This window comes from Massilia sp. CFBP 13721 (assembly GCF_014842025.1).
GTDB lineage: Bacteria > Pseudomonadota > Gammaproteobacteria > Burkholderiales > Burkholderiaceae_D > Telluria.
Window position 1 is genome coordinate 96,583 of record NZ_JACYUY010000002.1, and the last position, 26,409, is coordinate 122,991.

Sequence of the window (26,409 nt, forward strand, 5' to 3'; positions counted from 1 at the left end):
CCTGGCACGGTGACTAAAAAACGCGCACGGCAGCCAGCCAAGCCCTTAGCGCGCAGGACCCATCCTCGACAATATCGCTATCAGGAGACAAGCATGCGACAGCAAGCCCTGCATCACAAGCGCATCATCGGAGCCGCCGCGGCGGCAGTTCTATGCGCATACGGAACGGCAGCCATGGCGCAAGCGTGGCCCGCCAAGAACATCACCATCGTGGTCCCGTTCGCCACCGGCGGCACGACCGATGCGATCGCACGCTCGCTCGGCCAGGCGTTGTCGAAGAGCCTGGGCAAGCCAGTGATCGTCGAAAACAAGCCGGGCGCCGGCGCCACCATCGGCGCCGACTACGTTGCCAAGGCCAAGCCGGACGGCCACACGCTGCTGCTGGGCGCGGTCCACCACACGATCGCCAGCAGTGTATATAAGAAGCTGCCCTACGATTTCCAGCGCGACTTCGCGCCGGTGACGACGGTGGCGCTGGTGCCGAACGTGCTGGTCGTGAATGCGAACGTGCCAGCCAAGAACGTTGCTGAACTGATCGCCCTGGCAAAGAAGAGCCCCGGCAAACTCACCTTCGGATCGAACGGCAACGGCACCGGCCAGCACCTGATCGGCGCCCAGTTCGGCATCGCCAGCGGCGTCGACATCATGCACGTGCCCTATAAAGGCAGCGGGCCGCTGACGATCGACCTGCTGGGCGGCCAGATCGACATGTCCTTCGACACCGTGACGCCGGTGCTGTCGCACATCCGCGCAGGCAAGCTGCGCGCGCTGGCGGTGACCACGATCGCGCGTTCGGCGGCGCTGCCCGACGTGCCGACGCTCGACGAAGCGGGCCTGAAAGGCTTCGACCAGGGCACCTGGTTCGGCGTGCTGGCGCCGGCCGCGGCCCCGAAAGAGGTGGTGGCACGCCTGAACGCGGAAATCGTGAAGATCGTGAATGCGCCGGACTTCCGCAAGCGCATGGACGAACTCGGCGCCATACCGATCGGTAACAGCACGGCGCAGATGGCCAGCCAGATCAGGACCGATACCGAGCGCTATGCCAAGGTGGTCAAGGCGGCGAAGGTCGCCGTCGAATAACGAGAACCGGCCCGGTTTCCGCCGGGCCTTTTCTTTTTGTCTCTATAGATGCTGCATTCTGTTTTGGCTTGTTTCTGCTCGACCGTTTTAATTTCCTCCATTCATCGAAATAGTGCCGAACAGGCGCGCTTCCGCACCTATTTTCCCCTGATCGGCATTGATCCCGCCGGTTCTGTTAGTCAACGCACGGTCCAGCGGGCCTATTCGTTATATTTTTTGTATCGCACGAGGTAGCCCGACCGCTGCAATCGTGCGGTACGCCGGATCGGCGTACGCTTGCAAAACGGGATGCGAAAGTGACGTGGCTGGTTGAAGGAACTTTTGAGCTTGTTCGAGGTCGTCGATTTAACTCGTTGACCGAGAGCATGGTATCAACCGATCCATTGATGTAGCGCAGTTCATTTTCGCGCCTCCGTTTTGTTTCGAACGGAATCGAGGAAGAATGTGGTGAGGGTCGGGCACCGGTCTACTCCGCGTTGGTCTACATTTTATAAGGACAAAAGTCATGGATAATCAGAAGTCGAGCGAGGGAAAAGGCGTTGATGCTAGCAAGCAAGGCAGCAGCATTGGCAAGGATCAGTCGAGCAACCTGAACAAGAGCACTACCGGTTCGCCGACCGCCGGTTCGTCGACCGGTTCGCAGGCCAGCGCAGGTTCGTCCGGCAGCATGTCGGGCGGCGCATCGTCGAGCGCCAGTCCGGCAAGCGGTTCGACCGGCAGCATGGGTTCGAGCGGCGCCGGCAGCAGCGGCGGCCTGAGCGGTTCGTCGAGCGGCGCGAGCGGTTCGTCGGCATCGGGTTCGCCGTCCACCGGTTCGTCGAGCAGCTCGTCGCTGTCGGGCACGGCCGGCACGGGTTCGGTCAGCGGCGGTTCGTCGTCGGCAGGTTCGTCGGGCGCCATGGGTGGTGCATCGTCGGGCACCGGCGCACTGGGCAGCTCGCCTGTTACGGGTTCGACCGGTTCGACCGGCGGTTCGTCGTCGTCGGGCGCCCAGGGCGGTTCGAGCGGCGCCAGCGCTGGTTCGAGCGGCGATTCGTCGTCGTCGTCGTCGACCGCAGCCGGCGTGCTGGCATCGGTCAAGCCTGACGAACTGCACAAGACGATCGACAAGGCCGCCGAGGCAGCCCAGCCAATCGTCGAGCGCGTCGTGAGCTCGGCCCACGCCGGCGTCGACAAGCTGAGCGGCCTGCTCAGCGGTGCATCGACCCAGTTCAGCGACCGTTCCGCACAAGTGACCGACACCTACCAGCAACTGGCTGACTCGGGTCGCGAATACGTGCGCAACAAGCCAGGCACCGCCGTGGCAATCGCCCTCGGCGCCGGCTACATCCTGGCCAAACTGCTTGGTGGCAGCAGCCGCCGCCGTGACGACTACTGATCGGTAGCGTTTCACCGACGTACCCGGCCGGCACAAAGCCCGGCCGGGCGTCTGTCTTTCATTCATAAGAAAAAAAGGAAACCATGCAAGCTCAACCAACGAGCACGACCACGCACGTCCCGGCCAATGGCGACGCCGTCGAAACGGCGCGTTCAGGCGTTTCCTGGGGCGCCATCCTGGCCGGCGCTGCTGCCGCCACCGCACTCTCTCTGGTGCTGTACCTGCTCGGCTCCGGCCTCGGCTTGTCCGCCGCGTCTCCCTGGTCCGACAACAGCGGCGTTGCCTTCGGCATCGGCGCGATTCTCTGGCTGACGCTGACCCAGCTGGCCGCTTCCGCCATCGGCGGCTACATGGCCGGTCGCCTGCGCGTCAAGTGGGCCAGCGTGCATACCGATGAAGTCTATTTCCGCGATACCGCGCACGGCCTGCTGACCTGGGCGGTGTCGACCATGCTGGCCGCGGCATTGTTCTCGAGCGTGATCGGCAAGATGACCGGCACCGCGGTCGATGCCGGCGCCGGCGTGGCCAAAGCCACGATGGCCAGCGGCGCAGCCGCCACGGCAGCCGTCGCCAAGGACAACGGCGACAGCGCGGGCGGCAACCCGCTCGACTATTTCTCGGACATGATGCTGCGCACCGACAAGCCAGACACCACCGGCAATAGCGGCGACCTGCGCCAGGAAACCATGCGCATCCTCGCCAACGCCGTCAAGAACGGCAGCCTGGCCACCGACGACCGCGCCTACCTGGCCAGCCGCATCGCCGCCCGCACCGGCCTCGACCAGGCCAGCGCCGAAAAGCGCGTGGACGACGTCTATGCCCGCGGCGCCGCCGCCGCCGCCAAGGCCAAGGCCACCGCCAAGGAAGCCGCCGACACCGCCCGCAAGGCCGCTGCCGGCACCGCACTCTGGCTGACGGTCGCCCTGCTGATCGGCGCCTTTGTCGCCAGCTGGTGCGCCACCCTGGGCGGCAAACTGCGCGACGGCGTCGCCGCCGTATCCCGTCGTTAATTTAAGGAGAACCTCATGCGTTCAATTCTGTTGTGGCTGATAGGGATTCCGATTCCGGTCATCATCCTGCTCGCGATTATTTTCTGAGCGGTTTTTTGAAGTAATAATAAAAACGCCGGCAGCGATGCCGGCGTTTTTGTTTGTGGATACGTCGTATCGGCGGGCATGCCCGCCCTACGTGCACCCCATGCTCGCGCATTCGCCATCAACGGCGCGGTACACCCCGCAACGATCGATCCGCACCGACGCATTCGGATGTCTACGATTGCGCGGACGTCAACCCTGTGGATACGCCGCAAACGCGGGCATGCCCGCCCTACGGTGCACCACGGCCGCAGATTATATTGTTGACCGCCGTGTAACGTAGGGCGGGCATGCCCGCCTTCATCATCAATAATGCGGCACACCTATTTCATCGCCGACGGCTCGCTCACCCGCACCGGCTCATGCGGATGCTTGCGCAACCTGCGCACCCCACGATTCATCAAGCCCTTGAGATCGTCGACATAGGTAAACACCGCCGGCACCACCAGCAGGCTCAACAAGGTCGACGTGATCAGCCCGCCGATCACCGCGATCGCCATCGGCGAGCGGAAACTCGGGTCGCCCGACAGGCCCAGTGCCAGCGGCAGCATGCCGGCGCCCATCGCGATCGTGGTCATGATGATCGGCCGGCTGCGCTTGTGGCAGGCGTCGACCAGGGCGTCGAAGCGGTTCATGCCGGCTTCGCGCGCCAGGATGGCGTAGTCAACCAGCAGGATCGAGTTCTTGGTGACGATCCCCATCAGCATGATCAGGCCGATCATGGTCGGCATCGACAGCGCACTGCCCGTAATCAGCAGCGCGATGAAGGCGCCGCCGATCGACAGCGGCAGCGCGGCCAAGATGGTGATCGGCTGCATGAAGTCGTGGAACAGCAGCACCAGCACGCCGTAGATGCACAGCACGCCGATCGCCATCGCCACGCCGAAGCTGGCGAACAATGCCTGCATCTCCTGGGCGTCGCCCAGTTCCGCGATCTGCACCGAGGCCGGCAATTGCTGGAAGGCGGGCAGGGCGCGCGCTTCGGCATTCACGTCGCCCAGCGAGCGCCCGCCCAGCTCGACGTCGAGCGTGACATTCCGGCTGCGATTGAGGCGGTTGATCTCGGCCGGGCCGCTTTCCATCGTGATGTCGGCAACGGTGGACAACAGTACCGGGCCGTTCTTGCCGGGCACCGTCAGGCGTCCGATGGCGTCGAGGTCGGCGCGCACGGCGTCCGGCAGTTTGACGCGGATCGGCACCTGGCGCTCGGACAGGTTCATCTTTGCCAGCGATTGTTCGTAGTCGCCGGCGGTGGCCACGCGCACCGTCTCGCCGATCGCCGCCGCCGTCACGCCGAGATCGGCGGCGCGCGCAAAGTCGGGACGCACGATGATTTCGGGGCGCACCAGCGAAGCACTGGAACTGACGTTGCCGATGCCCTGCAAGCCGCGCAGTTCGCGCTCGGCGCGCCGGGCGGCGGCGGACAGCGCGGCTGGATCTTCGCTGCGCAGTACCAGCTGCAGCTTGCCGCCGGTGTCGGCCTGGCCGACGCTGAAGCGCGCGCCCGGGATGCCGGACAATTCCGTCCGCATGCGCCGTTCCAGGTCGGACAGCGATTCGTCGCGGTCGCTGCGGTGCGAAGTGGTCACAGTGAGCACCGCGCGCCGCGCTTCGGCCGAGGCGCCGGGGGCAAAGGCGTCGCCGCTGGAGCCGCCGCCGATCGAGCTGAACACGCTTTTCACGCCGGGCACGCGCATCGCAGCGGCGCGCGCCTGTTCGGCCACGCCATGGGTTTGCGCCAGCGTCGAGCCGGGCGGCAGTTCGACGTTGACGATGGTCTGGCCGCGGTCGGCGGCCGGCACGAAGCCGGTCGGCAGCAGCGGCACCAGCGCGATCGAACCGGCGAAGAACAGCAGCGAAACGATCGCCGTGATACGGCGGTGGCGCAGGCACCACTGCATGCTCGCCATGTAGCGCCGCATCAGCGCGCCGTCCTGTTCGACGTGCGGCTTCGACGGCTTCTTCATGATGTAGGCCGCCATCATCGGCGTCAGCAGGCGCGCGACCACCAGCGACGCGAGGATCGCCAGCACCGCGGTCCAGCCGAACTGCTTGAAGAAGCGCCCCGGAATGCCGCCCATGAAGGCGGTCGGCAGGAACACCGCCACCAGCGAGAAGGTGGTGGCGATCACGGCCATGCCGATTTCGTCGGCCGCTTCCAGTGCCGCCTGCATCGGGCTTTTCCCCATGTGCAGGTGGCGCGCGATGTTTTCGATTTCGACGATGGCGTCGTCCACCAGCACGCCGACCACCAGCGCCAGCGACAGCAAAGTGACCATGTTCAGCGTATAGCCGAACAGGTACTGGCCGAGGAAGGCGGGAATCACGGACAAGGGCAGGGCGGCGGCGGCGACAAAGGTGGCGCGCCAGTCGCGCAGGAACCACCACACCACCAGCACCGCCAGCACCGCGCCTTCGTACAGCATCTCCATCGAGGCATCGAAGTTTTCCTGCACCGGTTCGGCGTTGTCGACCACCTCGGTCAGCACCAGGTTCGGGTGTGCCTTCTGCAGTTCGGCCACCGCGGCGCGCGCGCCGGCGGCGACCTCGGTCTCGCTGGCGCCGCGCGTGCGGAAGATTTCGAAGCCGACCACCTTGCGTCCATCCTGTTCGGCCAGCGCGCGCGGTTCGGACACCGTGTCGGATACGCGCGCGATTTCGTCGAGGCGCACGCGGCGCCCGTCCGGCAGCGGAATGTCCATGCGCGCCAGCTCCTGCGCGCTGCCGACAGTGGCCAGCGTACGCACCGATTGCTCGGCGCCGCTGACGTCGCCGCGTCCACCCGGCGCTTCGCGTTGTACGTTGCGCAGCTGGCGCGACACGTCCAGCGCCGACACCCGCAGCGCGGCCATGCGTGCGTCGTCGAGTTCGACCCGCACTTCGCGGTCGACCCCGCCCACGCGCTTTACCGCGCCCAGGCCGGGCACGGTGAGCAGGCGTTTGGCGGCGGCGTTGTCGACGAACCAGGACAGTTCCTGGTCATCTAAACCGTTGGTGCCGGGTTTGGCGGCGGCGGTGAAGGTCAGGATCGAGCGCCCGGCGGTGGCCGCCTTGGTCACGCTCGGCTCGCGCATCTCGGCCGGCATGTCCGCGCGCACTTGCGAGACGGCGCCGCGCACGTCGTTCTCGGCGTCCGACAGGTTCTTTTCGAGGATGAATTCGACGGTGACCGTGGCCACGCCGTCGAGCACCTTGGTGTAGATGTTTTTGACGCCCTGCAGGGTGGCGACCGAGTCCTCGATCTTGCGCGCCACCTCGGTCTCCAACTGGGCCGGCGCGGCGCCATCGAGGGTGGCGGTGACGGTCACGATCGGCAGTTCGATATCGGGGAAGAACTGGACTTTATTGGCGTTGAAGGCGAGCAGGCCGGCCAGCGTCAGCAGGGCGAACAGCAGGATCGCCGGGATCGGGTTGCGGATCGAAAGAGCGGAAAAGTTCATCGTCTGCCCTTAGCGCTTCGCGACCTTGGCGGGAGCGGCCGGCGCTGGAACGTTCTTCACCAGGTCGCCGTCGTTCAGGAAGCCGGCCCCATTCACGACGATCTGCGCATCCGGCGCCAGGCCGCTGACGACCTCGATACGGTCGCCCAGGCGGCGCCCGGTGCCGATCTTCAGCTGGCTGACGCGGCTGTCCTTGTTCAGGCGGAACACGTAACTGAAACCGTCGCGCACGGCGATTGCCTGCTGCGGCACGGTGAGCGCGTTGGAGGCGCCGAGTTCGAATTCGCCGCCGGCGAACATGCCTGCTTTCAGGGGCGCGTTGGCCGAGAGGCCAGGGGGCAGGTCGACGTACACCAGCGTGGTGCGGGTCTGCGCATCGACCGTCGGCGCGATCATGCGGACCTTGCCTATGACTTCGCTGCCGCTCGCGCCTTTGACGCGCACGCGCGTGCCCGGCTTGATGCGGCCGACCTCAAGAGCCGGCAGTTCGGCGCGCCACTCGAGGCGGCCCTGGCGGATCAGGCGGAACAGTTCCGTGCCGACGCCGACCACGGCGCCCACGGTGGCGCTGCGCGCCGAGATCACGCCGCTGTCGGGCGCCACCACCTGCGTGTACTTCAGGCGCAACTGCTGCTGGGTGAGCGTGGCCTTGGCGGCGGCGACACGCGCTGCGGCGGTGCGCTCAGCGGTGAGGTATTGGTTGACCTGCTGCTCGCTCATGGCGCCCGAGCTTTTCAGCGACTGGCCGCGGCGCGCGTTGGCGGCGGCTTCGGCGGCGTTCGCCTGTGCTTCCTGCAGCGCCGCGCGCGCCTGCTCGACGTCGGCATTCACGGTATCGGCCGAGAACACGGCGAGCACTTCACCTTTCTTGACGACGTCGCCGACGTTGACGCGCACTTCCAGCAGGCGCAGCCCGCCCGATTCGCTGCCGATGACGGCTTCCTGCCAGGCGGCGACGTTGCCGTTGGCGCCGAGTTGCAGGGGCAGGCTGGCCGTGGTCGGCGCTGCCGTGCTGACGGTCAGGGCCGGGGTGGCGGGAGCTGCCGCTTTTTTGGCATCGTCCTTGCCGCACGCGGCGAGCAGTAGGGAGAAGAGGGCGGCCGAGCCGATGAGTAAACTGCGCGATGTCGTCGAGGGCATGTGTTTGGATTTCCGTTCCATGGTCGGGCAAGGCGGTCGCCTTGAACGCAATGGGGCAGTTTATCAAAAGGCACGAAAAGTGGATGCGAATTCAACCATCCCGGCACGCGCTTCACGCCCCGCGCAGCAGGAGCACGGCCAGCACCAGCATCAGCGTGCCGGTCAGCGCCTCGATCACGCGCCAGACCGCGGGGCGTCCCAGCACCGAGGCGAAGCGCCGCGCACCCAGGCCGAGCGCGCTGAACCACAGCACCGAGGCCGCCATGGCGCCGGCTGCAAAGGACCCGCGCTGGTCGCCGGCGAGGCTGCTGCCGACCGCGCCCAGCAGCACCACGGTATCGAGATACACGTGGGGGTTCAGGAGCGACAGCGCCAGCACCGTGACCAGCGCGCGTTGCAGGCTCTGGCGGTTGTCCTGGCTGGAGAGCGCCAGCGCCGCGCCACCGCGCAGGCTGCTCGACCAGCAACGCCAGCCATACCAGGTGAGAAAGGCGGCGCCGCCATAGCGCGCCAGCGCCAGCAGCGGTGGCGAGGATTCGATGAGGCTGCCCAGGCCCGTCATGCCGAGCGCGATCAGCGCCACGTCGACCGCGATGCAGGTGAGGACGGTCGCGAGCACGTGCTCGCCACGCACGCCGGTACGGATCACGTGGGTGTTCTGGGCGCCGATCGCCATGATCAGGCTGGCGCCCAGGCCCAGGCCTTGCAAGAAAATTTGTTGGGAAAACATGACAGCTCCACGACAGAAGAGCCGCGATTTTCCCAAGGGAAGAACGCTACTTCAATTATATTTATGAATATTAAAGGTACATAAGAAATACTTAACTATAAAATTCGAATGAAAATCGATCCCCGCCGCAGCAGCGCATTCACCGCCGCCGTCGATACCGGCAGCCTGGAGGGTGCAGCCGACCAGTTGGGGATTACGTCGTCGGCCGTCTCGCAACGCATCTCGGCGCTGGAACAGGAATTCGGCACGCCGCTGCTGGTGCGCAGTCGCCCTTGCCGCCCGACCATTCCCGGCATGCGCCTGCTGCAATACCTGCGCCGCAGCCTGCTGCTCGAATCCGAATTCCTGGCCGAGATGGGGATGGATGCGGGGCCGGCGCGCGTCGCCCTGGCCGTCAACAACGACACCCTCGCCACCTGGCTGCTGCCGGCGCTGGCGCCGATCCTGGCCGCCGAAGGATTGCTGGCCGAATTCGTGCTCGACAACCAGGGCCATACTTTTACTCTGCTGGAAGAGGGCCGCGTGCTGGCTTGCATCTCCGGCAAGGCGCAGCCGATGCATGGCTGCACCGCGATGCCGCTCGGCCTGATGCGCTACCGGATGGTGGCGTCGACGGCATTCGCCCGCCGCTGCTTTCCCGACGGGATCGAGCGCGAGGCGGCCAGGGTCGCGCCGGTCGTGGTGTTCGATCGCAAGGATTCACTGCAATCCGCCTTCCTGCTCGAACACCTCGGCCTGCCCGAGGGCAGCTACCCCTGCCATTACGTGCCGGCCAGCGATCCCTACGTGCATGCGATCCGGCTCGGCTTCGGCTACGGCATGCTGCCGCTCGAACAATGCCAGCTCCTGCTCGATACGGGCGAACTGGTCGACCTGGCGCTGCGGTTTCCCGTCGACGTGCCGCTGTACTGGCATGCCTGGCGCATCCAGCCGCAGCGGGTCGAGCGCATGGGCGTCGCGCTGGTGGCGGCGGCGCGGGCGGTGCTGCTGTCGCTGCCGGATGAAGAACAGGGCTAGAATTGGTTGATCATGAGGAGGGGGGGCCATGAACATGTTGCTACTGATTGCCGCCGCCTGCGCCGCCTTGCCCGGCTGTGCCGCGGGCCAGGCCGTGCCGGAATCACGCACAGTCGCTGCCCCGCCAGCACCCTGTGTCACGCCGGTGGATAGTGCGCGCGCGTCGAGCGCCTTGCCGGCCCGCGCCAGTACCCGCCCTGAACCGCAGCTTGGCAGCATTGCCGCAGCTGGGCGCGTGCCCTCGCATGCGTTGACGCCATCGGCGCGCGCAATGGCGGCGGCGACGGCGCGTGCCGACAACAACGCCTACGTGGAAAAAAATACACAAGGTTCTTGCGCGCGCGCCGCAACATCGGGCGCACCAGCCGGTGGCAAGGCAAGGTCGGACGGCACCTGAACGCCTTCTATGCGTGCAGGGTTACGGGGTATTCGCACCCGTATGGTGCGCTGCGTCATAACCTGATCCATACAACATGGATCGTCAGAAAATGCCTACACAGACAGGAGGGATTATCCCAGCTGCGCAGTAGTTTTACTGTATTGCGCTGCACAATAAACGGAGGTATATTGGAACTGTCTCCTCCAGTTTTTCTCCGAAATTCTGGATTGCCGCCCGCTACCGCAAGGTACGCGGGCGTTTTTTTTGGTGGTGGATGCCGTTGTAGGGTGGGCGCCCCGAGCCCACGCGTACGCACGGGTCCGAAGTCAGTGGCAGCGAGGTACCGCCAGTAATAGCCATGGAAGAAACCGGCTCGTTGGAATTGATTACACCCCTTCGCCCTGGAACGACCCCGCGCGCCAGGTCAGCACCAGCGTATCGCGGTGCCCATGTTCCCCCAGCGGCTGGATCGGCGTCGACTCATGGATCACGGCCGCATCGTCGAGCAGCAGCAGGGTCCACGGTTCGGTCATGGTGAAACGCTGGCCACGCGGGCCGTGGGCGTCGAATACGCGCGTCTCGCCGCCCTTGATGCCGCTGCGGTCAATCAGGATCACGGCCACGAAATCGACACCGTCGCGGTGCGCGCCTTCCGGCGTCGGGCGGCCGATGCCGTCGGCGGTATCGATGCGGAACTGGTGCGCTTCCACGTACCAGGGCCGCGCCGCTTTGACTTGCGAGCAGACCGCGCCCAGCGAACGCAGCAGCTGCTGCCAGCCCGGTTGGGCGATGGTGGCCGCTTCGATCGGTTCGAACAGGCGGTGCATGCCGCCGTGCAGGGCGTTGTATTCGACCGGCTGCCAGTGCGCGCGGTGCGGCGTCTGCGCCAGCGTGGTGCCGTCGTCGACGAAACAGGAGTGGCGCCGGCGCCGGTAGCGGCCGCCGTCCTTTAGGTAGTGATCGAGTTCGAGGTGGTCCCAGCTCGGCGCCAGCGCGTCGAGGTCGGAAAGCGTGCAGCCGGCCAGGCGCGCGACGTCGTGGGGGTGAAGAAGGGCGTAGCCATCGCCGACCAGGGCTTCGGCCAGGCGCGATGGGTCGCTGTAGGGCAGTTCGGATGGTGTCATGCCCGGTAGCGTAGCAGCTTTTACAAGGGCCGGTGAAAAACCGACCCCTCTGGTTTACCAGGTTTTGGTGAGCGTCAGCCGTAATGAACGCGGCTCGATCGGGTGGAAGTGGATATCGTCGCGCGGCTCCGCTTCTCCGGGCAGTTGCGATGCATAGAAGTAGTCGATCGCCGAGGCGCGGCGGTCGGTCAGGTTGAACGCTTCCAGTTCCAGCTGCAGGTCCTTGTTGATCTTGTAGCCGACGCGCCCGTTGAGCGTGGTGCTGGCATGCGAGCGTACGCTGTTGTCTTCGATGAGCGGACGCGGGCCGAAGTAGCGCAGGCGCAGTGCGCCCGACCATGGTCCCACCTTGTCGACGGTAAGCGCGAGCTGGCCCACGCCCTCGACCGCGCCCGGAATCCGGTCGCCATTGCGCGAACGTGCGCGCGCATAGGCCGCGTCGAAGTCCACCGCGAGCCATTTCAGCGGCCGCCAGTAGTTCGAGAATTCGACGCCGTAGCGGCGGCTGGCGTCGCCCGCTTCGGTCATGCCGGCGTCGCCGATGTAGGTCAGTTCGGAGTCGAAGTCGAGGCGGTACAGCGAGACCGCCGTCTGCATCTTCGGGATCGCCTCGGTGCGCATGCCCAGTTCCATGCCGCGCGAGCGCACCAGGCCGGGCGCGCGTTCGAGCGGGTCGAGGGTGGCCGGGTCGATCGCGGCAACGGTGCCGCGCGCGTCGTTGCTGTGGAAGCCGTGGCCGTAGTTCAGGTAGAACTCGGTGGAGGCCAAGGGCGCCAGGATCAGGCTGAACGACGGGCTGACCTGCGTGTCATGCGCCCGCCCGCTGTTGGCGGCCAGGTCGCTGCTCACGTCGAAGCGGTAGCGGTCGGCGCGCAGGCCGGCCTTGGTGCGCACGACCTCGTTCCAGCGCGTCGCGCTTTCGATGAACAGGCCGCCGCTGGTTTCGACCACGTGGTCTTCGCGCGTCGTGCTCAGGCGTTCACGGGCGCGGGTGTTGTACAGCCCATTGAAGATGTTGTCGTTCTGGAGGCGCGCACCGAAGGTCAGGTCCGAGGCCCCGGCCTCGCCGCGGTGCAGGTGCAGGGTGTGGGTCGCATCGACGCCGCTGGTGACGCGCCGGTCCGGCTGGGCGAACTGGTCGCCGTTGACCGGGTCGTTCATGAAATACGTAAAATTCGAAAACAGGTCGAGCTGGTTGCGGATCACGTAGGCGCTCACCTTCGAGGCCGAATCGGCGTCGGTCCGGCGCCAGATGCCGGACAGGCTGTAGCGGCGCGCGCTGCCGCCGTCGCTGTCGTCGATGGCGTCGAAGCGTCCCAGGCTGCCGTCCTCCACCGCGCGCAGCGGGATCTGGTCGGTCGCGTTCCAGGTGCCCCGATACGCCATGGCGGTGACGCTCCAGCCGTTGTTGGCATAGCCACGGCTGTAGCGCAGGATGCCGTTGCGCTTGCGGTAGTCGTCGGGACGGGTCCAGGGACCTTCGTTGTCCAGCAGTTCGAGCGCGTAGAGCAGGGTGCCGCCCGCGAGCTCGGGCGAGCCGGCGATCATCGCGCGCCTGAACCCATCCTGGCCGAGCGTGACGCTGGCGATGTCTTTTACTAACCGGTTGGCATAGCTGATCTCGGCGCTGCCGGCGGACGCGAAATCGCTGTCGCGCGCCGAATACGGGCCCTTGCGGTAGTCGAGGCGGCCGACCAGTTCCGGAATCAGGAAGTTGACGTCGGTCCAGCCCTGGCCGTGCGCATGGCTGCGCTGGTTGACCGGCATGCCGTCGACCCAGGTGGCGAGGTCGGTGCCGTGGTCGAGGTTAAAGCCGCGCAGGTAGAACTGGTTGGCTTTGCCCTCACCGCTGTGCTGGCTGGCGATCAGGCCCGGCATCGCTTCGAGCATCTCGCCGGGACGGTAAGTAGTGCGCGCGGCCAGCTCCTTCTGGCCGACGGTGCCGGCATTGGCCGAGTCGGCGATGCCGAGCTGGCTCATGCGGGAACCTTCGACCAGCACGCGCTGCAGGACGAGGTCGTCGGCGAGGGCGGAAGAAGAGGTAAACAGCGCTGCCAGCGCGAACGGAATTGGGCGAATAGAAAACATGTTGGTCTTAGCGGGTTGGTTGTTCGACGTTGTTGAGGTCGAAGGTCAGGGTGCGCACAACATTACCTTCGTTGAGGTTGACGGTATTGACCTGGTCGGGGATGAAATCGATCAGCACCTTGTCGTGGATGGCGCTCGCCTTCCACAGCGGCGTCTGTTCGATCTCCTGGAACACGGTCACCTTCTCGGCATCGGCCGTCATGCCGACCCAGCGCAGCGGCAGCGGGGCCTTGTCCTGGCCCAGGATGCGGAAGCGGCCTTCGACATACTTGCGTATGGCATCCTGGTCTTCCGGGTCGGAAAGGTCGAACTGGCGGCCGTACAGGTTGGCCAGCAAGGCCTCGACGTCGTGCGCCATGTAGGTGTGGACGATCTCGGTGTTGCCGGTGCGGGCGTTGAAGGCGATGTCGGTCATGCCGGCGTGGAAGCGGTGGGCGGAGGCCAGGGTGCTGACAAAGAGCAGGGTCAGGGCGAAGAGGCGGGTGAGGTGTTTCATATGCGTGGAAGTATTAATTTAGAAACTAAAGCGGAGGGACGTAAGGTGGGCGGCTTTGCCGCCCACGCGTTCAACGATCCTCAAGGTACCAATTCGCTCGTTTTTGAACCGCAAACGTGTGTTGAACGCGTGGGCGGGAGACCCGCCCACCTTACATCCTGCTGCATGCGTTCAGGTCAATTCGCGCGGTTAGCGCGTGGACGGCAAAGCCGTCCACGCTACAACTCACTGTACTGGCTTCGATTCTTCCTTGGCCTTCAACGTCGCATTGAAGTCCTTCATCATATCGTTCGACGGCCGCTCGCTCTTGAACAGTTCCAGGCGCGACGGCGTCAGCTTGCGCGGCCAGGCGTTGTTGTTCTGGTCGATGTCCGCGGTTTCCCAGAACGGATCTTGCACCAGACTGGTCATCGGCTCGTCGGTGACGATCAGTTTGGTGATCTTCTTTGGCGAGTAGCGCCACACTTCGGCCGGAATGCGCTCGACATACTTCTTGCCGCTGGCGAGCTGGATTTCCAGCACCAGTGGCGTCACCAGGCCGCCGACGTTGGTGAAGTCGACCAGGTACAGGTGCTTGCCGGAGGAGAGCAGCGCCTTTTCCCAGTCTTCCAGCTTGTCCTGCGTTTCCTGGTATTTGTTGCGGTCGGCGTTCGTGACCGTGAAGTCGTCATGCTCGTTATAGAAATCCTTGAGTTCAGGATGCGCGTCGACGCGGCGCGGCATGCCTTTGTTGCGCTGGTCGGTGAGCGAGGTCGGCTCGGCGTCGCGCAGCTTGCGGCGCCAGGCTTTTTCGATCTCCGGATTCTGCGAACTGACCGTGTATTCGCTGATGCCGTCCACGCTCACGTCGACAGCGTCGGTGGTGTAGAACCAGCCGCGCCAGAACCAGTCGAGGTCGGTGCCGGACGCGTCTTCCATGGTGCGGAACAGGTCGGCGGGCGTGGGGCGCTTGAACTTCCAGCGGCGGCCATATTCCTTGAACGCGAAGTCGAACAGTTCGCGGCCCAGCACCGTCTCGCGCAGCACGTTCAGGGCGGTGGCCGGCTTGCCGTAGGCGTTCGGGCCGCGCTGCAGCACCGACTCCGAATTGGTCATGATCGGCGTCTGGTTCTTGCTACGCATGTAATCGGTGATGTCGCGCGGCTCGCCGCGGCGCGCCGGGTAGTTTTCTTCCCAGGCTTCCTCGGCCAGGAACTGCAGGAAGCTATTCAAACCTTCGTCCATCCAGGTCCACTGGCGCTCGTCCGAGTTGACGATCATCGGATAGTAGTTGTGGCCGACCTCGTGGATGATCACGCTGATCAGGCCATATTTGGTCGCCTTCGAGTAGGTCAGCTCGCCGGTCTTTTTATCCCTGGTCGGGCGCGGGCCGTTGAACGAGATCATCGGGTATTCCATGCCGCCGATCGGGCCGTTCACCGAGATCGCCGTCGGGTAGGGATAGTCGAACGAGTACTTGCTGTACTGCTCGATCGTGTGGACGATGGCTTGCGTCGAGTACTTCTCCCACAGCGGGTTGCCTTCCTTCGGGTAGTAGGACATCGCCATCACGGTGGTGTCGCCGCTCTTCATGCCCTGCGCATCCCAGATGAACTTGCGGCTCGAGGCAAAGGCGAAATCGCGCACGTTCTTCGCTTTATAGCGCCAGGTTTTCATGGTGCTTGCGCGGCGTTTTTCCGCAGCTTCAGCCTCGGCCTGGGTGACGATGATCACCGGCGTTTTCGACGTCTTCGCGCGCGCCAGGCGGTCGCGCTGGGCGCTCGTCAGGACTTCGCTTGCGTTCTGCAGTTCGCCGGTGGAGGCGACGATATGGTCGCTCGGGACCGTAATCGCCACGTCGTAATCGCCGAATTCGAGCGTGAATTCGCCGTCGCCGAGGTATTGCTTGTTCTGCCAGCCGGCGACGTCGTAATAGGCTGCCATGCGCGGGAACCACTGGGCGATCTCGAACAGGTCGTTTTTATCCTCTTTATCGAAACGCTCGAAGCCCATCCGGCGGCCCAGCACGCTCGCTTCGGGAATATTAAAACGCCATTCGAGTGCGAACGAGAAGCGCTGGCCCGGCTTCAGTGGCTGCGGCAGGTCGACGCGCATCATGGTCTTGTTGATCACGTGGCGCAGCGGCTGGCCGTTGGCGCCTTTCACGCTGGCGACCTGGAAGCCGCCTTCGAATTTTCGGCTCTCGAAGGCGAAGCGGATGGCATCGAACTTCACGCCTTCCGCGCCGCCCTTTTGCCAGCCGTCGCGCGAGGGGATGGTCGAGATGTTGCGGTTGTCCGAGTCGCCGCGGAACATGTTCTGGTCCAGCTGCACCCACAGGTAATGCAGGGTGTCGGGCGAGTTGTTGTGGTAGGTGATGGTGCCGGCGCCAGTGATCGCGCGTTTCGCTTCGTCCAGCGTCGCGCGCAATTTGTAGTCGGCGCGCTGCTGCCAGTAGGCGTGGCCCGGGGCGCCGGAGGCGCTGCGCGTGGCCGAGGGCGTCGGCAGCAGTTCGTCGAGCTGGCGGAATTTGTCGTCGAACGGGTCGGCGGCGTGGGCGGCGCTGGACAGGGTAAGGGCGGCGAAGGTCAGCGCAAGCGAATGCGCGAGGTGTTTCATGTTCATAAAATTTGGTCGTTCTAAATGAAACAAACCGGTGGCCGCGCTTTTGGCGCAACCACCGGCTCCAGGTAGGGTGGACGGCTTTGCCGTCCACGCGTTCAACGAACGGTTACATACCGGCATATCAACGTTGAACGGGTGTGCGATTGTCGAACGCGTGGACGGGGAACCCGTCCACCCTACGACATCGTCACTGCACCTTCGGCACCGTCTCCTTCTTCGGTTCCTCGGCGGTCGCCGCCTTTTCTTCCTTGGTCTTCAACTTGGTATTGAAGTCCTTCATCATGTCGTTGCCGCCACGTTCGGTCTTGAACAGTTCCAGGCGCGACGGGGTCAGCTTGCGCGGCCAGGCGTTGTTGCTCTGGTCGATGTCGGCGGTTTCCCAGAACGGATCCTGCACCAGGCTGGTCATCGGCTCGTCGGTGACGATCAGTTTCGTGATCTTCTTCGGCGAGTAGCGCCACACTTCGGCCGGAATGCGCTCGACGTACTTCTTGCCGCTGGCGAGCTGGATCTCCAGTACCAATGGCGTCACCAGCCCGCCGATGTTGGTGAAGTCGACCAGGTACAGGTGCTTGCCCGATGCGAGCAGCGCCTTTTCCCAGTCCTCGAGCTTTTCCTGCGACTCGTTGAACTTGTTGCGGTCGGCATTCGTGACGGTGAAGTCGTCATGCTCGTTATAGAAATCCTTGAGTTCAGGATGCGCGTCGACGCGGCGCGGCATGCCCTTGTTGCGCTGGTCGGTGAGCGAGGTCGGCTCGGCGTCGCGCATCTTGCGGCGCCATGCTTTTTCGATTTCCGGATTCTGCGAGCTGACCGTGTATTCGCTGATGCCGTCGATGCTCACATCCACCGCGTCGGTCGTGTAGAACCAGCCGCGCCAGAACCAGTCGAGGTCCGTGCCCGAAGCGTCTTCCATGGTGCGGAAAAAGTCGGCCGGGGTCGGGCGCTTGAACTTCCAGCGCTGTGCGTATTCGCGGAAGGCGAAGTCGAACAGTTCGCGGCCCAGCACCGTCTCGCGCAGCACGGTCAGCGCGGCGGCCGGCTTGGCGTAGGCGTTATTGCCGAACTGGAGGAGCGACTCCGAGTTGGTCATGATCGGCACCTGGTTGCGGCTCTTCATGTAGTCGGTGATCAGGCGCGGCTCGCCGCGCATTTCCGGCCATTGCTCTTCCCAGGCTTCCTGGGCCAGGGTCTGCACGAAGGAGTTCAAGCCTTCGTCCATCCAGGTCCACTGGCGCTCGTCCGAGTTGACGATCATCGGGAAGTAGTTGTGGCCCACTTCATGGATGATCACGCCGATCAGGCCATATTTGGTGCGCTTGCCGTAGGTGAGTTCGCCGGTCTTCTTGTCCTTGGTCGGACGCGGGCCGTTGAACGAGATCATCGGGTATTCCATGCCGCCCACCGGGCCATTCACGGAAATCGCGGTCGGGTACGGATAGTCGAACGAATACTTGTTGTACTGCTCGATGGTGTGCACCACCGCCTGGGTCGAATACTTCTCCCACAGCGGGTTGCCTTCCTTCGGATAGTAAGACATCGCCATCACGTCGGTGTCGCCGCTCTTGATGCCTTGCGCATCCCAGATGAACTTGCGGCTGGAAGCGAACGCGAAGTCGCGCACGTTTTTCGCCTTGAAGTGCCAGGTTTTAGTGGCGCCGTTGCTGACACCTGCGCGCGACTTCTCGGCTGCTTCGGCTTCGGCCTGGGTAACGATGATCACCGGCTTGTTCGATTTTTTCGCGCGTTCCAGACGCTCGCGCTGGGCCGAGGTCAGCACCGAACCCGGGTTCTGCAGCACGCCGGTCGAAGCCACGATGTGGTCGCTTGGGACCGTGATTTCCACGTCGTAGTCGCCGAATTCGAGCGTGAATTCGCCGGCGCCGAGGAACTGCTTGTGCTGCCAGCCATAGACGTCGTAATAGGCCGCCATGCGCGGGAACCACTGCGCGATCTCGAACAGGTCGTTCTTGTCTTCGTCGAACTTCTCGTAGCCCGAGCGGCCGCCCAGCACCTTCTGTTCGTTGATCTTGTAGTTCCACTCGACCTCGAAGGTGAAGCGCTGGCCTGGTTTCAGTGGCTGCGGCAGGTCGATGCGCATCATCGTGCGGTTGATGGTGTGCGCCAGCGTGCGGCTGCCCGACTTCACGTTGGTGATGTTGAAGCCGCCATCAAAAGTAAGGCCTTCGAAGGTCGTGCGCAGGGCGTCGAACTTCATGCCTTCTTCCGGGCTGCGCGGCTTGGCCCACGCCTCGCGCGAGACCGAGGTGGCCGACATGCGCGCGTCCGAGTTCGGCTTGTAGATGTTCTGGTCGAGCTGGACCCACAGATAGTTGAGCGTATCCGGGGAATTGTTATGGTAGGTGATCGTCTCGGCGCCGCGGATCGCGCGGTTCGCTTCGTCGAGGGTGGCGCGGATCGTGTAGTCCGCGCGCTGCTGCCAGTAGGCCTGGCCCGGCGCGCCCGACGCGGTGCGGACGGTCGACGCGGTCGGCAGCAGCTCGTCGAGCTGGCGGAATTTGTCGTCGAAAGGATCGGCCGCGAAGGCGGAGACGCTGAGGCATAAGGCCGCCAGTGCGATTGGCAAACGAATCATGTTTCCCCTGTTTTTATAGATAATTTGGAGAAACGATTCTAATGGTATCTTTCGAGCAAGCTTGGAGCCGATTTGTAAAAAAGCTGATACATGATGCATACGCAACACGCATCAGCCTTTGCAGATTACGGCGCCCGCTGGAAGCGCACGTCGAACGAGCCGGAAACGAGACGCCCGCCATCGCCATCCACGTACAGGTCGAGTTCGCGCGAGAGCACGAACAGCCGCGTCGGCGAGACCGCATACAGCGGCTCCCAGCTGTCCCCGCGCAGCGCCACCATCAACCGGCCGTCCCTGCGCGCGATGCGGAAGTCGCCCAGTCCCTTGATCTCGTAGCGGCCCGCCAGCTTTTCCTGCGCAGTGGCGCCAAGGACCACCGCCTTGCGTATTTGCGGATGCTGGCTCGGCCACTTGTATTCGGCGGCGAGGGCGCGCAGCACGCTGTTCGCCAGTTCCGCACCGTTGGCGCCGTTGGTCATGATCACGGCGCCGTCGCCATGAACATAAGCGAACATGGTGTTCTGGTAGCCCATGTTGCTGCCGCCGTGGGCAAAGCTGCGCGCTGTACCTGTGCCTTCGATGTTCAGGCCCAGGCCATAGCCGTTTTTTACCGGTGTGGTCATCGTGCGCGCCATCCGCGGCGACAGCACGCCCTTGCCGCCGCCCGTTCCGGATAGGTATAGGGGCCGCCGCTGATCGGCTTGCCTTCTTCGTCGTGCGGCAGGGCTGCGCGCGGCAGCAGGCCGGCGGGCAGCGGCTGGGCGAAGCGGCTGTCACGCATGCCGATCGGGCCCAGCACCGTCTCGTCGAGCAGCACGTCGAAAGCTTGCCCCGTGTGGTCGATCAGCGCCTGCTGGACAACGCTGTAGCCGCCGCCGGAATACCGCCAGGCGCTGCCCGGCGCCGTCTCGACGCGCACTGGCTGCGTGTTGGCCGGCGCCGCGCCGTCGAGCACCTGCACCAGGGTCGGCACCGGTGCGTTGGCGGCATAGCCGGGGAAGCCCGACACGCCCATGCCGGCCGTGTGCGACAACAGCCGGCGCGGCGTCACCAGCGCGGCGCCGTCCGCCGCAGGCAGCTTCCAGCCCGTCAGCAAGGGTTCGATGCCGGCATCGAGAGCGAGCCGGCCCTCTTGCGCCATGCGCAATGCCGCCATGGCCGTCACCGGCTTGCTGATGGAAGCGGCCTGGAACAGCGTGTCGGGCGTGATGGCGGGTCCGCCGGGGTAGGCCAGGCCGTAGCCGCGCGTCCACGCGATCTTGCCGCCGCGGATCAGCGCGATGCTGACGCCAGGGACGTGCAGGCGCGCCATCTCGTCCGCCAGCGTGCGCGACGGCGCCGCCGCGCCGGCCAGCACCACCGGCGCGCCCAGTCCACGCTCGACGCGGGCAATCTCGGCGTCGATGCCGGCCCATGCCAGCGCCGGCATGCACAGCAGGAGCAACAGGGCGCGCGCTCCGGTTGAACGGCGGCGTGAAAGGAAGCGGTCGTTCAGGACGATGGTGTGCATGGCGGGCTCCAGCTGTTCAAAATCCTATGATTTCATCAAATCATCGACATGAAGGAGGCAATGCGACGGATTGCACCCTGGTGCGACAGACGGTTATGAACTATAGGCAATAGAAAATTGTCATTTTTGGCAGTGTGCGAGGATTTGCATCCACTCTCATCTAACAGCAGCATTCGCCGAAAGGATGCATTTCATGAGTCAAGACCAAGCGCCACGCCGTGATTTCCTGCGCTATGTGGGTACCCTGGCCGCCCTGTCGAGTCCCGCCCTGGCAGCGGGCGCAGCCGAAAAAGATAAAGTTACCTTCCCGCCCATCGAAACCAAGACCGAAAAGCCGGAAAAGACCGAACCGCCGGGCGACCCGTGGAACGAGCGGGTCGGCATCGCGATTGTTGGCGTCGGACGTATCTCGGTAAATGAAATGCTGCCGGCTTTCGCCCAGAGCAAGCACGCGAAACCGGTCGCGCTGGTCAGCGGCGACCGCGCCAAGGCATTAAAAATCGCGCGCCAGTACAACATTCCCGAAAGCGCGGTGCTCGACTACAAGGATTACGACAAGCTGGCGCAGATGCCGGAAGTGCAGGGCGTCTACATCGCACTGCCGAACAGCATGCACGCCGAGTACACGATCCGCGCCGCCAAGGCGGGCAAGCACGTGCTGTGCGAAAAGCCGATGGCGAACACGGTAGCCGAATGCCAGAGCATGATCGACGCCTGCAGGAGCGCCAAACGCAAGCTGATGATTGCCTACCGCCGCCAGTACTCGCCGCTCGAGCGCGGGCTGGTCAAGATGATCAAGGACAAAAAGCTGGGCGAGCTGCGCGAATTTACCTCCGTCAATTCGCAGAACATGGGCGATCCGCAGCACTGGCGTTTAAAACGGGCGTTGGCCGGCGGCGGACCGCTGCCGGACGTCGGCCTGTACTGCATCAGCCAGGCGCGTTTCCTGAGCGGGGAAGAACCGGTCGAAGTCATTGGACACACCTGGTCGACGCCGGGCGACGCGCGCTTCAAGGAAGTCGAGGAAAGCTGCCAGTTCACGCTGCGCTTCCCGAGCGGCTTCGTTGCCACCTGCTCGACCGGCTACAGTTCGCACAAATCGCAGATGTACCGCCTGAACGGCGCCAGCACCTGGGCCGAGATGAGTCCAGCCTATGCCTATGAAGGCAACCGCCTGCGCGTCTCGCGCGTCGAACAGGGCCGGGAGCAGACGTCGGAACTGCAGATCGAGGAAGGCAACCAGTTCGCCAGGGAGCTCGACCACTTTGCCCAGTGCGTACGCAAGGACAAGGAGCCGCACACGCCGGGCGAGGAGGGCTTGCAGGACCAGCGCATCATCGAAGCGATCTACGCATCGGCGCGCAGCGGGCGGCCGGTCAAGCTGACGCCGCCGGGCAAGACGCGCGGGCCGGAGCCGGAGGAGCAGTCTTGAAGCGGCAGGCCTGACGGCAGGGCGGGCTGCTCACGCCAGCAGCTTCAGGTCGAGTGCGCGCTCGGCGAACCAGATCACGGCCACCAGCGCGATCAGCGCCGAGCCGCCCGCCATCACCACGCGCCGGTAGAACAGGCCGCCACGCAGCAGGTAGGCCAGCGGCAGGAACGCGGCCACGATGGCCAGTTGGCCCAGCTCGACGCCGACGTTGAAGCCGACCAGCGACAGCACCAGCGCGCCCTGCGGCAAGCCTAGGTCGGCCAGCACGCTGGCAAAGCCGAAACCGTGGATCAGGCCAAAGCCGAAGGCGACCAGCGCGCGCCAGCGGTGTACCAGCGGCCACAGGTTGTTCAGGGCCGCCAGCACCACCGAAGCGGCGATCGCCGATTCGACCAGGCGCGAAGGCAGCGCCAGCGCGCCCAGGGCGGCCAGCGTCAGGGTCAGCGAATGCGCCAGCGTGAACGCGGTCACGATGGCCAGCACGTCGAGCGCCGACGCCTTGAGCGTGGCGCGCGCCTGCCAGCGGCCGTCCTGGCGCACCAGCACCGCAGGCAGCAGCAGCGACACCAGGAACAGGATGTGGTCGAAGCCGATCCAGATATGCCAGACGCCGTGGCGCACATAATCGGCGAACTGGCGCCAGCGCGACTGCAGCGCCGGCGCCAGCGCCTGGCTGCGGGTGTCGGGCGCGAAGATCGCACTGGTAGTGACGGCGCCATGCGCGAGGCGCAGCAGGCCCTTGTGCTGCGGGTCGACGTCGAACAGCAAGTTGTAATCGATCGCGAGGGTGGTCACCGCCGCCGGACAGGCGCCCTGCAGGCGCAGCACCGCATAGGCACCGTCGGTATGGGTGTCGACCAGGTGCTGCGTCACGCGCAGCGGGCAAGGCGCGTCGTCGCTCGACAGGCGCAGGCGCGCCAGCGCGTAGGCGGCGATCGCCTCGTGACGCGCGCGCACTTCATCCCAGGTGATGGCGGCGTCGTCGTCGGCATCGAGACCGACGGCCATCTCGAGGTCGCGCAGGGCGATGTCCCACTGGCCGTCGATGCGTTCGCCTTGCACCGCCAGGCTGAGATAACTGTCGCTCGCCTTGTGCGCCTGCGCCGGCAGCACATACCCGAACAGCAAAACCAACCACAACAATATCCTCATGCCTTGCCCCCCAGGCGCGCCACGGTGGCGGCGATGCCGGCATCTTCGAGCCGGCTCGACGCCAGCCAGGCGCGCACCAGGGCCTGCGCTTCAGGGTCCCGGCTGGCCAGCGCCGCCTGCGCCAGGATGCGCAGGTCGGCCGGTTCCCTCTGCACCGCCCAGTTCAGCTTGGCCAGGCGCACCGCCGCCGGCGCGTCGCCGCGCAGCGCCAGTTCGTAGCGGGCCTGCTCGCGCTGGTGCACGTTGTCGCGCCGGCGCATGGCGGCGTCGAAGCGCGCCGCCAGCTCCGCACTGGCTTGCGCCGCGCCGGGCGCGCCCGTGGTTTTCAGCGCGATCGCATGGCGCAGCAGCAGCGCATCGGCTTGCGTCTTGTCGCGCAGGAGGGCAACGACCTCCACGGCGCGGCCGCGTTCGAGCAGGAAGTCGGCATACGCGCCCAGCAGATAGCTGTCGGCCGGGTCGAGCGCGAGCGCTTCGCGGAAGTGGGCCTCGGCCGCGTCAGGCCGGCCGAGGCGCGCGGCCATCTCGCCGAGCAGGGTCGCGCTCCAGGCGCGCAGTTCGGGGCCGGCGTCGGCGCGCGCGGCATGGGCCTGGCGCAGGCGTTCGTAGCTGGCGCCGGCGTCCCCGCTGACGCTGCCCACGCTCGACAGGCAGGCTTGCACCACCAGTTGCGGCGCGCGCGAATACAGGCGCATGCAGCTGGCGCGGGCGCCGCCGAAATCGCCGGTGATGGTCTGCACGGTGGCACGCGTGAGCCAGGCCTGGCTGTTGCCGCTGTCGCGTTGCAGGACCGTGTCGAGGTCGGCCAGCGCGGCGCCGAATTGGTGGGTGCTCTGGCGCAGCGTCGCGCGCAACACCAGCACCGGGGAGGGCGGCTGCGGCTGGTCCCACCAGGGGGCCAGCGCGGCCTGAGCGTATCCCAGATAGCGCGGATCGCCGTCGCGCCGGCTTTGTTCGATATAGCGCTGGGCCAGATTCGTGGCCAGCGCCAGGTCGTGCGGGTGCGCGCGCAGTGCGCTGCGCGCTTCCTGGAGCGCACGCCGCGCGGGGGCGAGGCCGCCGGGCAGGCGTTCGAGCACCTGGGCGCCGCTCGAAGGAATGTACGGCGCCGCGTTCGCGCCGGCGCCGGCGAGCAGGCAGGCGCAGGCGAAGAAAATAAAGGTCTTGCCGGGCATGGAAACCTTGGTAAGGGATGGCGCGGAACGGCGAACCGCCCCGCGCCTTGCACTACGGTCAGCCGAGCGGTTTCGGCTCGGTGTCTTCCGGCCGGGTTTCGGTCACGCCGTCGATCGCGGCCGGCTCATCGTTGTCGAGCATGGTGTTGACGCGTGCCAGCACGTAGTCGAAGAACGAATCGCTCGCCACCGGCGGCGGCGTGCCGCCGCCCGGCGGCAGGTTCACGTGCGGCGTCTTGCTGTCGCCGCCGCAGGCGGCGAGCGCCAGCGCCGTGCACACGAGCGCCGCGGCGAGGGCGCCGCGCCGGCGCAAAAGGAGATGGATGGACATGGCTGCGCTCCTCGATTTACTGGTTGCCCGGCAGCGGCGTGTTCAGGTAGGGGAAGCCCGCCCTGAAATTGCTCGCATTCTTGCGTACGCCGTCGGTCAGCGGCAGGGCGCCGGCCGGTGCATCGGCCGGCTTGCAGCCGACGCCGAGGGCATCGCTGGCGCCGGTCAGCACGCACAGCGCGCCCATCGCCACGCGCAGTTCGACGTCGACGATATCGTCGCCCGGACGGCGTCCGTTGGGGAAGCCCGCATTGTCGCCGGCGGCCACGCCCAGCGGGTTCTGCGACGCCAGCGCGGTCGGCGCGATGCTGGTGTTCAGGCGCAGCATTTCCGAGGCCACGACGTTCTTCGGCTGGTTCACGCCCGGGATGCCCTTCAGGAAGGCGGTAACCAGGTCGGTGCGCGGGAAGTTGGTTGGCGCTTTGGCAGACGGGAACAACGTCTCGACCACGGCCGGCAGCACCGGATTGGTCACGTAGTTGGCCCACTGGGCATCGTCCTTCGGCTTGGAGGTATTGAAGCGGTCCTTGTCGTCCAGGCCGATGATGACTTCGTTCACCAGCGGCATGCCGAGGCGCGACACCTGCACCCAGGCGGCGCCTTCCTTGGTCGCGTTGTTGATGCCCGATGCCGGCGCCGGATTGAGCAGGCGCGCCTGGCGCAGGCTGGCGGTGGCATAGGCGCCGATCACCGGCTCGCCGGCCACGGCCAGGCAGCCGACCGGGAGTTCGAGTGCGATCGCACTGATGTTCTTGCTTTCCAGGTCGTTGCGGTTGCCGCCCGATTCCGCGCCGAGCGGGTTCAGGTTGAACAAGTCGAAGATTTTCCCGACCGCGATGTAGAACGGTTCCTTGCGCTGGCCGACGAACACGCGGCCGGCGCCGCAGCCCGGTACGTTGATGTCGTAGATATGCTGGTTGGCATAGGTTTCGTAACCGGTCGCGCCGCCGAAGACCTTGTCGCCGATGTTGTCGACCGGCTTGTCGAACTCGGTGGTGCCGTTGGCCGCGGCCAGGCGGGTGCGTGCGCCGCTGCGGCGGTCGCCCTTGACCATGTCGATGGTATAGGTTTCGCGCACGTTGAGCGACGCCGGATTGACGCCGCTGATGGTCGACGAATTGATCAGGGGGATCAGCACCTGCTTGCCGCCGATGTTCAGGGCGGTGCGCTTGGAGGTGTTCTTGAAGCGGATCTGGAAGGTGATGTCTTCTTTCGCGTCGCCGTTATTGTCGACGTGGATCTCGTAAAGGGCGTTCTGGTCGAACTGGTAGAAGTTCGGCCCGCCCTGCGGGTCCTGGAACGGAATGAAATTCGCAATCATCGTCACGAAGCCCTCGCGCCCCGGCGCATAGCTGCGGAACATGTAGAAATCGGTGCCGTCCACCTTCGGCGAATTCGTCAAAAAGGGTGCTTCGCGGTGGCTGGAGGCGCTTGCCGGCCCCGTTAGCGCCAGCAGCGCGCTTCCCGTCAAAACCGCCGCCGCCCATAGGCTCTTTTTCTGCATGTGTCTCATCGCGCTCTCCGGTTGACTACGTTGTTTAATTATTGGTTGCAGTACAAATTTGATGATATTGATTAGGCTGACAGGCCGTCGCACGATTCGATAAGGATAGGAGATATTTCAAATCAGACCAGGCCGTACA

21 protein-coding genes are annotated in these 26,409 nt (G+C 65.3%); 6 read left to right on the forward strand and 15 right to left on the reverse strand.

All coding sequences use genetic code 11. The features are described 5' to 3' along the window. Positions 1–93: 93 nt before the first annotated feature. On the forward strand, positions 94–1,080 hold the full coding sequence (locus IFT60_RS02060; RefSeq protein WP_192048980.1) for a Bug family tripartite tricarboxylate transporter substrate binding protein: 987 nt from the start codon (positions 94–96) through the stop codon (positions 1,078–1,080). Positions 1,081–1,656: 576 nt separating this feature from the next. Here the strand turns inward: IFT60_RS02060 and IFT60_RS26400 are convergent. Next, positions 1,657–1,980 (reverse strand): hypothetical protein, encoded by a 324-nt coding sequence (locus tag IFT60_RS26400; protein ID WP_229510649.1) that lies wholly within the window; start codon positions 1,978–1,980, stop codon positions 1,657–1,659. Here IFT60_RS26400 and IFT60_RS26405 point away from each other — a divergent pair. Further along, positions 1,979–2,458, forward strand: a complete 480-nt coding sequence (locus IFT60_RS26405; RefSeq protein ID WP_229510650.1) for an ElaB/YgaM/YqjD family protein — start codon at positions 1,979–1,981, stop codon at positions 2,456–2,458. The two genes, IFT60_RS26400 and IFT60_RS26405, sit on opposite strands and share 2 nt — an antisense overlap. An 83-nt stretch (positions 2,459–2,541) precedes the next feature. Further along, positions 2,542–3,468, forward strand: coding sequence for a hypothetical protein (locus IFT60_RS02070; protein ID WP_192048984.1), 927 nt, complete (start codon positions 2,542–2,544; stop codon positions 3,466–3,468). 407 nt (positions 3,469–3,875) lie between these two features. On the opposite strand, the gene IFT60_RS02075 is transcribed toward IFT60_RS02070, so the two are convergent. From IFT60_RS02075 to IFT60_RS02085, 3 genes are all read right to left on the reverse strand, one after another. After that, on the reverse strand, positions 3,876–6,992 hold the full coding sequence (locus IFT60_RS02075) for an efflux RND transporter permease subunit (protein ID WP_192048986.1): 3,117 nt from the start codon (positions 6,990–6,992) through the stop codon (positions 3,876–3,878). A gap of 9 nt (positions 6,993–7,001) precedes the next feature. Continuing rightward, on the reverse strand, positions 7,002–8,132 hold the full coding sequence (locus IFT60_RS02080; RefSeq protein WP_192048988.1) for an efflux RND transporter periplasmic adaptor subunit: 1,131 nt from the start codon (positions 8,130–8,132) through the stop codon (positions 7,002–7,004). A 112-nt stretch (positions 8,133–8,244) separates the two neighbouring features. Then, positions 8,245–8,862 (reverse strand): LysE/ArgO family amino acid transporter, encoded by a 618-nt coding sequence (locus tag IFT60_RS02085; protein WP_229510651.1) that lies wholly within the window; start codon positions 8,860–8,862, stop codon positions 8,245–8,247. Positions 8,863–8,970: 108 nt separating this feature from the next. Between IFT60_RS02085 and argP the strand changes: the two genes are divergently transcribed. Together argP and IFT60_RS02095 are read left to right on the forward strand one after the other, a co-directional pair. Further along, positions 8,971–9,879 (forward strand): LysR family transcriptional regulator ArgP, encoded by a 909-nt coding sequence (argP, locus tag IFT60_RS02090; protein WP_192048990.1) that lies wholly within the window; start codon positions 8,971–8,973, stop codon positions 9,877–9,879. Between the two features lie 28 nt (positions 9,880–9,907). After that, the gene (locus IFT60_RS02095; protein WP_192048992.1) at positions 9,908–10,276 is read left to right on the forward strand and encodes a hypothetical protein; all 369 of its coding nucleotides are present in this window, start codon (positions 9,908–9,910) and stop codon (positions 10,274–10,276) included. A gap of 368 nt (positions 10,277–10,644) precedes the next feature. Here IFT60_RS02095 and IFT60_RS02100 read toward each other — a convergent pair whose 3' ends face one another. The 7 genes from IFT60_RS02100 to IFT60_RS02130 form a co-directional block, all read right to left on the reverse strand. Then, positions 10,645–11,382 (reverse strand): 2OG-Fe dioxygenase family protein, encoded by a 738-nt coding sequence (locus tag IFT60_RS02100; protein WP_192048994.1) that lies wholly within the window; start codon positions 11,380–11,382, stop codon positions 10,645–10,647. A 54-nt stretch (positions 11,383–11,436) separates the two neighbouring features. Beyond that, positions 11,437–13,470, reverse strand: coding sequence for a TonB-dependent receptor (locus IFT60_RS02105; RefSeq protein ID WP_192048996.1), 2,034 nt, complete (start codon positions 13,468–13,470; stop codon positions 11,437–11,439). 7 nt (positions 13,471–13,477) lie between these two features. After that, entirely contained in the window at positions 13,478–13,966 is a 489-nt protein-coding gene (locus tag IFT60_RS02110) for a DUF6702 family protein (RefSeq protein ID WP_192048999.1), read from the reverse strand. Between the two features lie 225 nt (positions 13,967–14,191). Continuing rightward, the gene (locus IFT60_RS02115) at positions 14,192–16,570 is read right to left on the reverse strand and encodes a M1 family metallopeptidase (RefSeq protein WP_192049001.1); all 2,379 of its coding nucleotides are present in this window, start codon (positions 16,568–16,570) and stop codon (positions 14,192–14,194) included. A gap of 187 nt (positions 16,571–16,757) precedes the next feature. Further along, positions 16,758–19,166 carry a M1 family metallopeptidase gene (locus IFT60_RS02120; protein ID WP_192049003.1) on the reverse strand — a complete coding sequence of 803 codons (2,409 nt, stop codon included), beginning with the start codon at positions 19,164–19,166 and terminating at the stop codon, positions 16,758–16,760. Positions 19,167–19,291: 125 nt separating this feature from the next. Continuing rightward, positions 19,292–19,789 (reverse strand): hypothetical protein, encoded by a 498-nt coding sequence (locus IFT60_RS02125; RefSeq protein ID WP_192049005.1) that lies wholly within the window; start codon positions 19,787–19,789, stop codon positions 19,292–19,294. Continuing rightward, the gene (locus IFT60_RS02130; RefSeq protein WP_192049007.1) at positions 19,786–20,676 is read right to left on the reverse strand and encodes a serine hydrolase domain-containing protein; all 891 of its coding nucleotides are present in this window, start codon (positions 20,674–20,676) and stop codon (positions 19,786–19,788) included. The genes IFT60_RS02125 and IFT60_RS02130 overlap by 4 nt, the downstream gene beginning before the upstream one ends. 193 nt (positions 20,677–20,869) lie before the next feature. Here IFT60_RS02130 and IFT60_RS02135 point away from each other — a divergent pair, with 193 nt between their 5' ends. After that, complete coding sequence (locus tag IFT60_RS02135; RefSeq protein WP_197986189.1) at positions 20,870–22,108, forward strand: Gfo/Idh/MocA family protein; 1,239 nt, start codon at positions 20,870–20,872, stop codon at positions 22,106–22,108. 30 nt (positions 22,109–22,138) lie between these two features. Here IFT60_RS02135 and IFT60_RS02140 read toward each other — a convergent pair whose 3' ends face one another. From IFT60_RS02140 to IFT60_RS02155, 4 genes are read right to left on the reverse strand one after another with little or no spacing between them, the layout of a single operon-like run. Next, a complete protein-coding gene (locus IFT60_RS02140; RefSeq protein ID WP_374011011.1) occupies positions 22,139–23,248 on the reverse strand; it encodes a HupE/UreJ family protein in 1,110 nt (369 codons plus the stop codon). An 8-nt stretch (positions 23,249–23,256) separates the two neighbouring features. After that, positions 23,257–24,435, reverse strand: a complete 1,179-nt coding sequence (locus IFT60_RS02145; protein WP_192049014.1) for a tetratricopeptide repeat protein — start codon at positions 24,433–24,435, stop codon at positions 23,257–23,259. A 58-nt stretch (positions 24,436–24,493) separates the two neighbouring features. Next, on the reverse strand, positions 24,494–24,766 hold the full coding sequence (locus IFT60_RS02150; RefSeq protein ID WP_192049016.1) for a hypothetical protein: 273 nt from the start codon (positions 24,764–24,766) through the stop codon (positions 24,494–24,496). A 16-nt stretch (positions 24,767–24,782) separates the two neighbouring features. Continuing rightward, complete coding sequence (locus IFT60_RS02155; RefSeq protein WP_192049018.1) at positions 24,783–26,279, reverse strand: DUF4331 domain-containing protein; 1,497 nt, start codon at positions 26,277–26,279, stop codon at positions 24,783–24,785. Positions 26,280–26,409 lie beyond the last annotated feature (130 nt).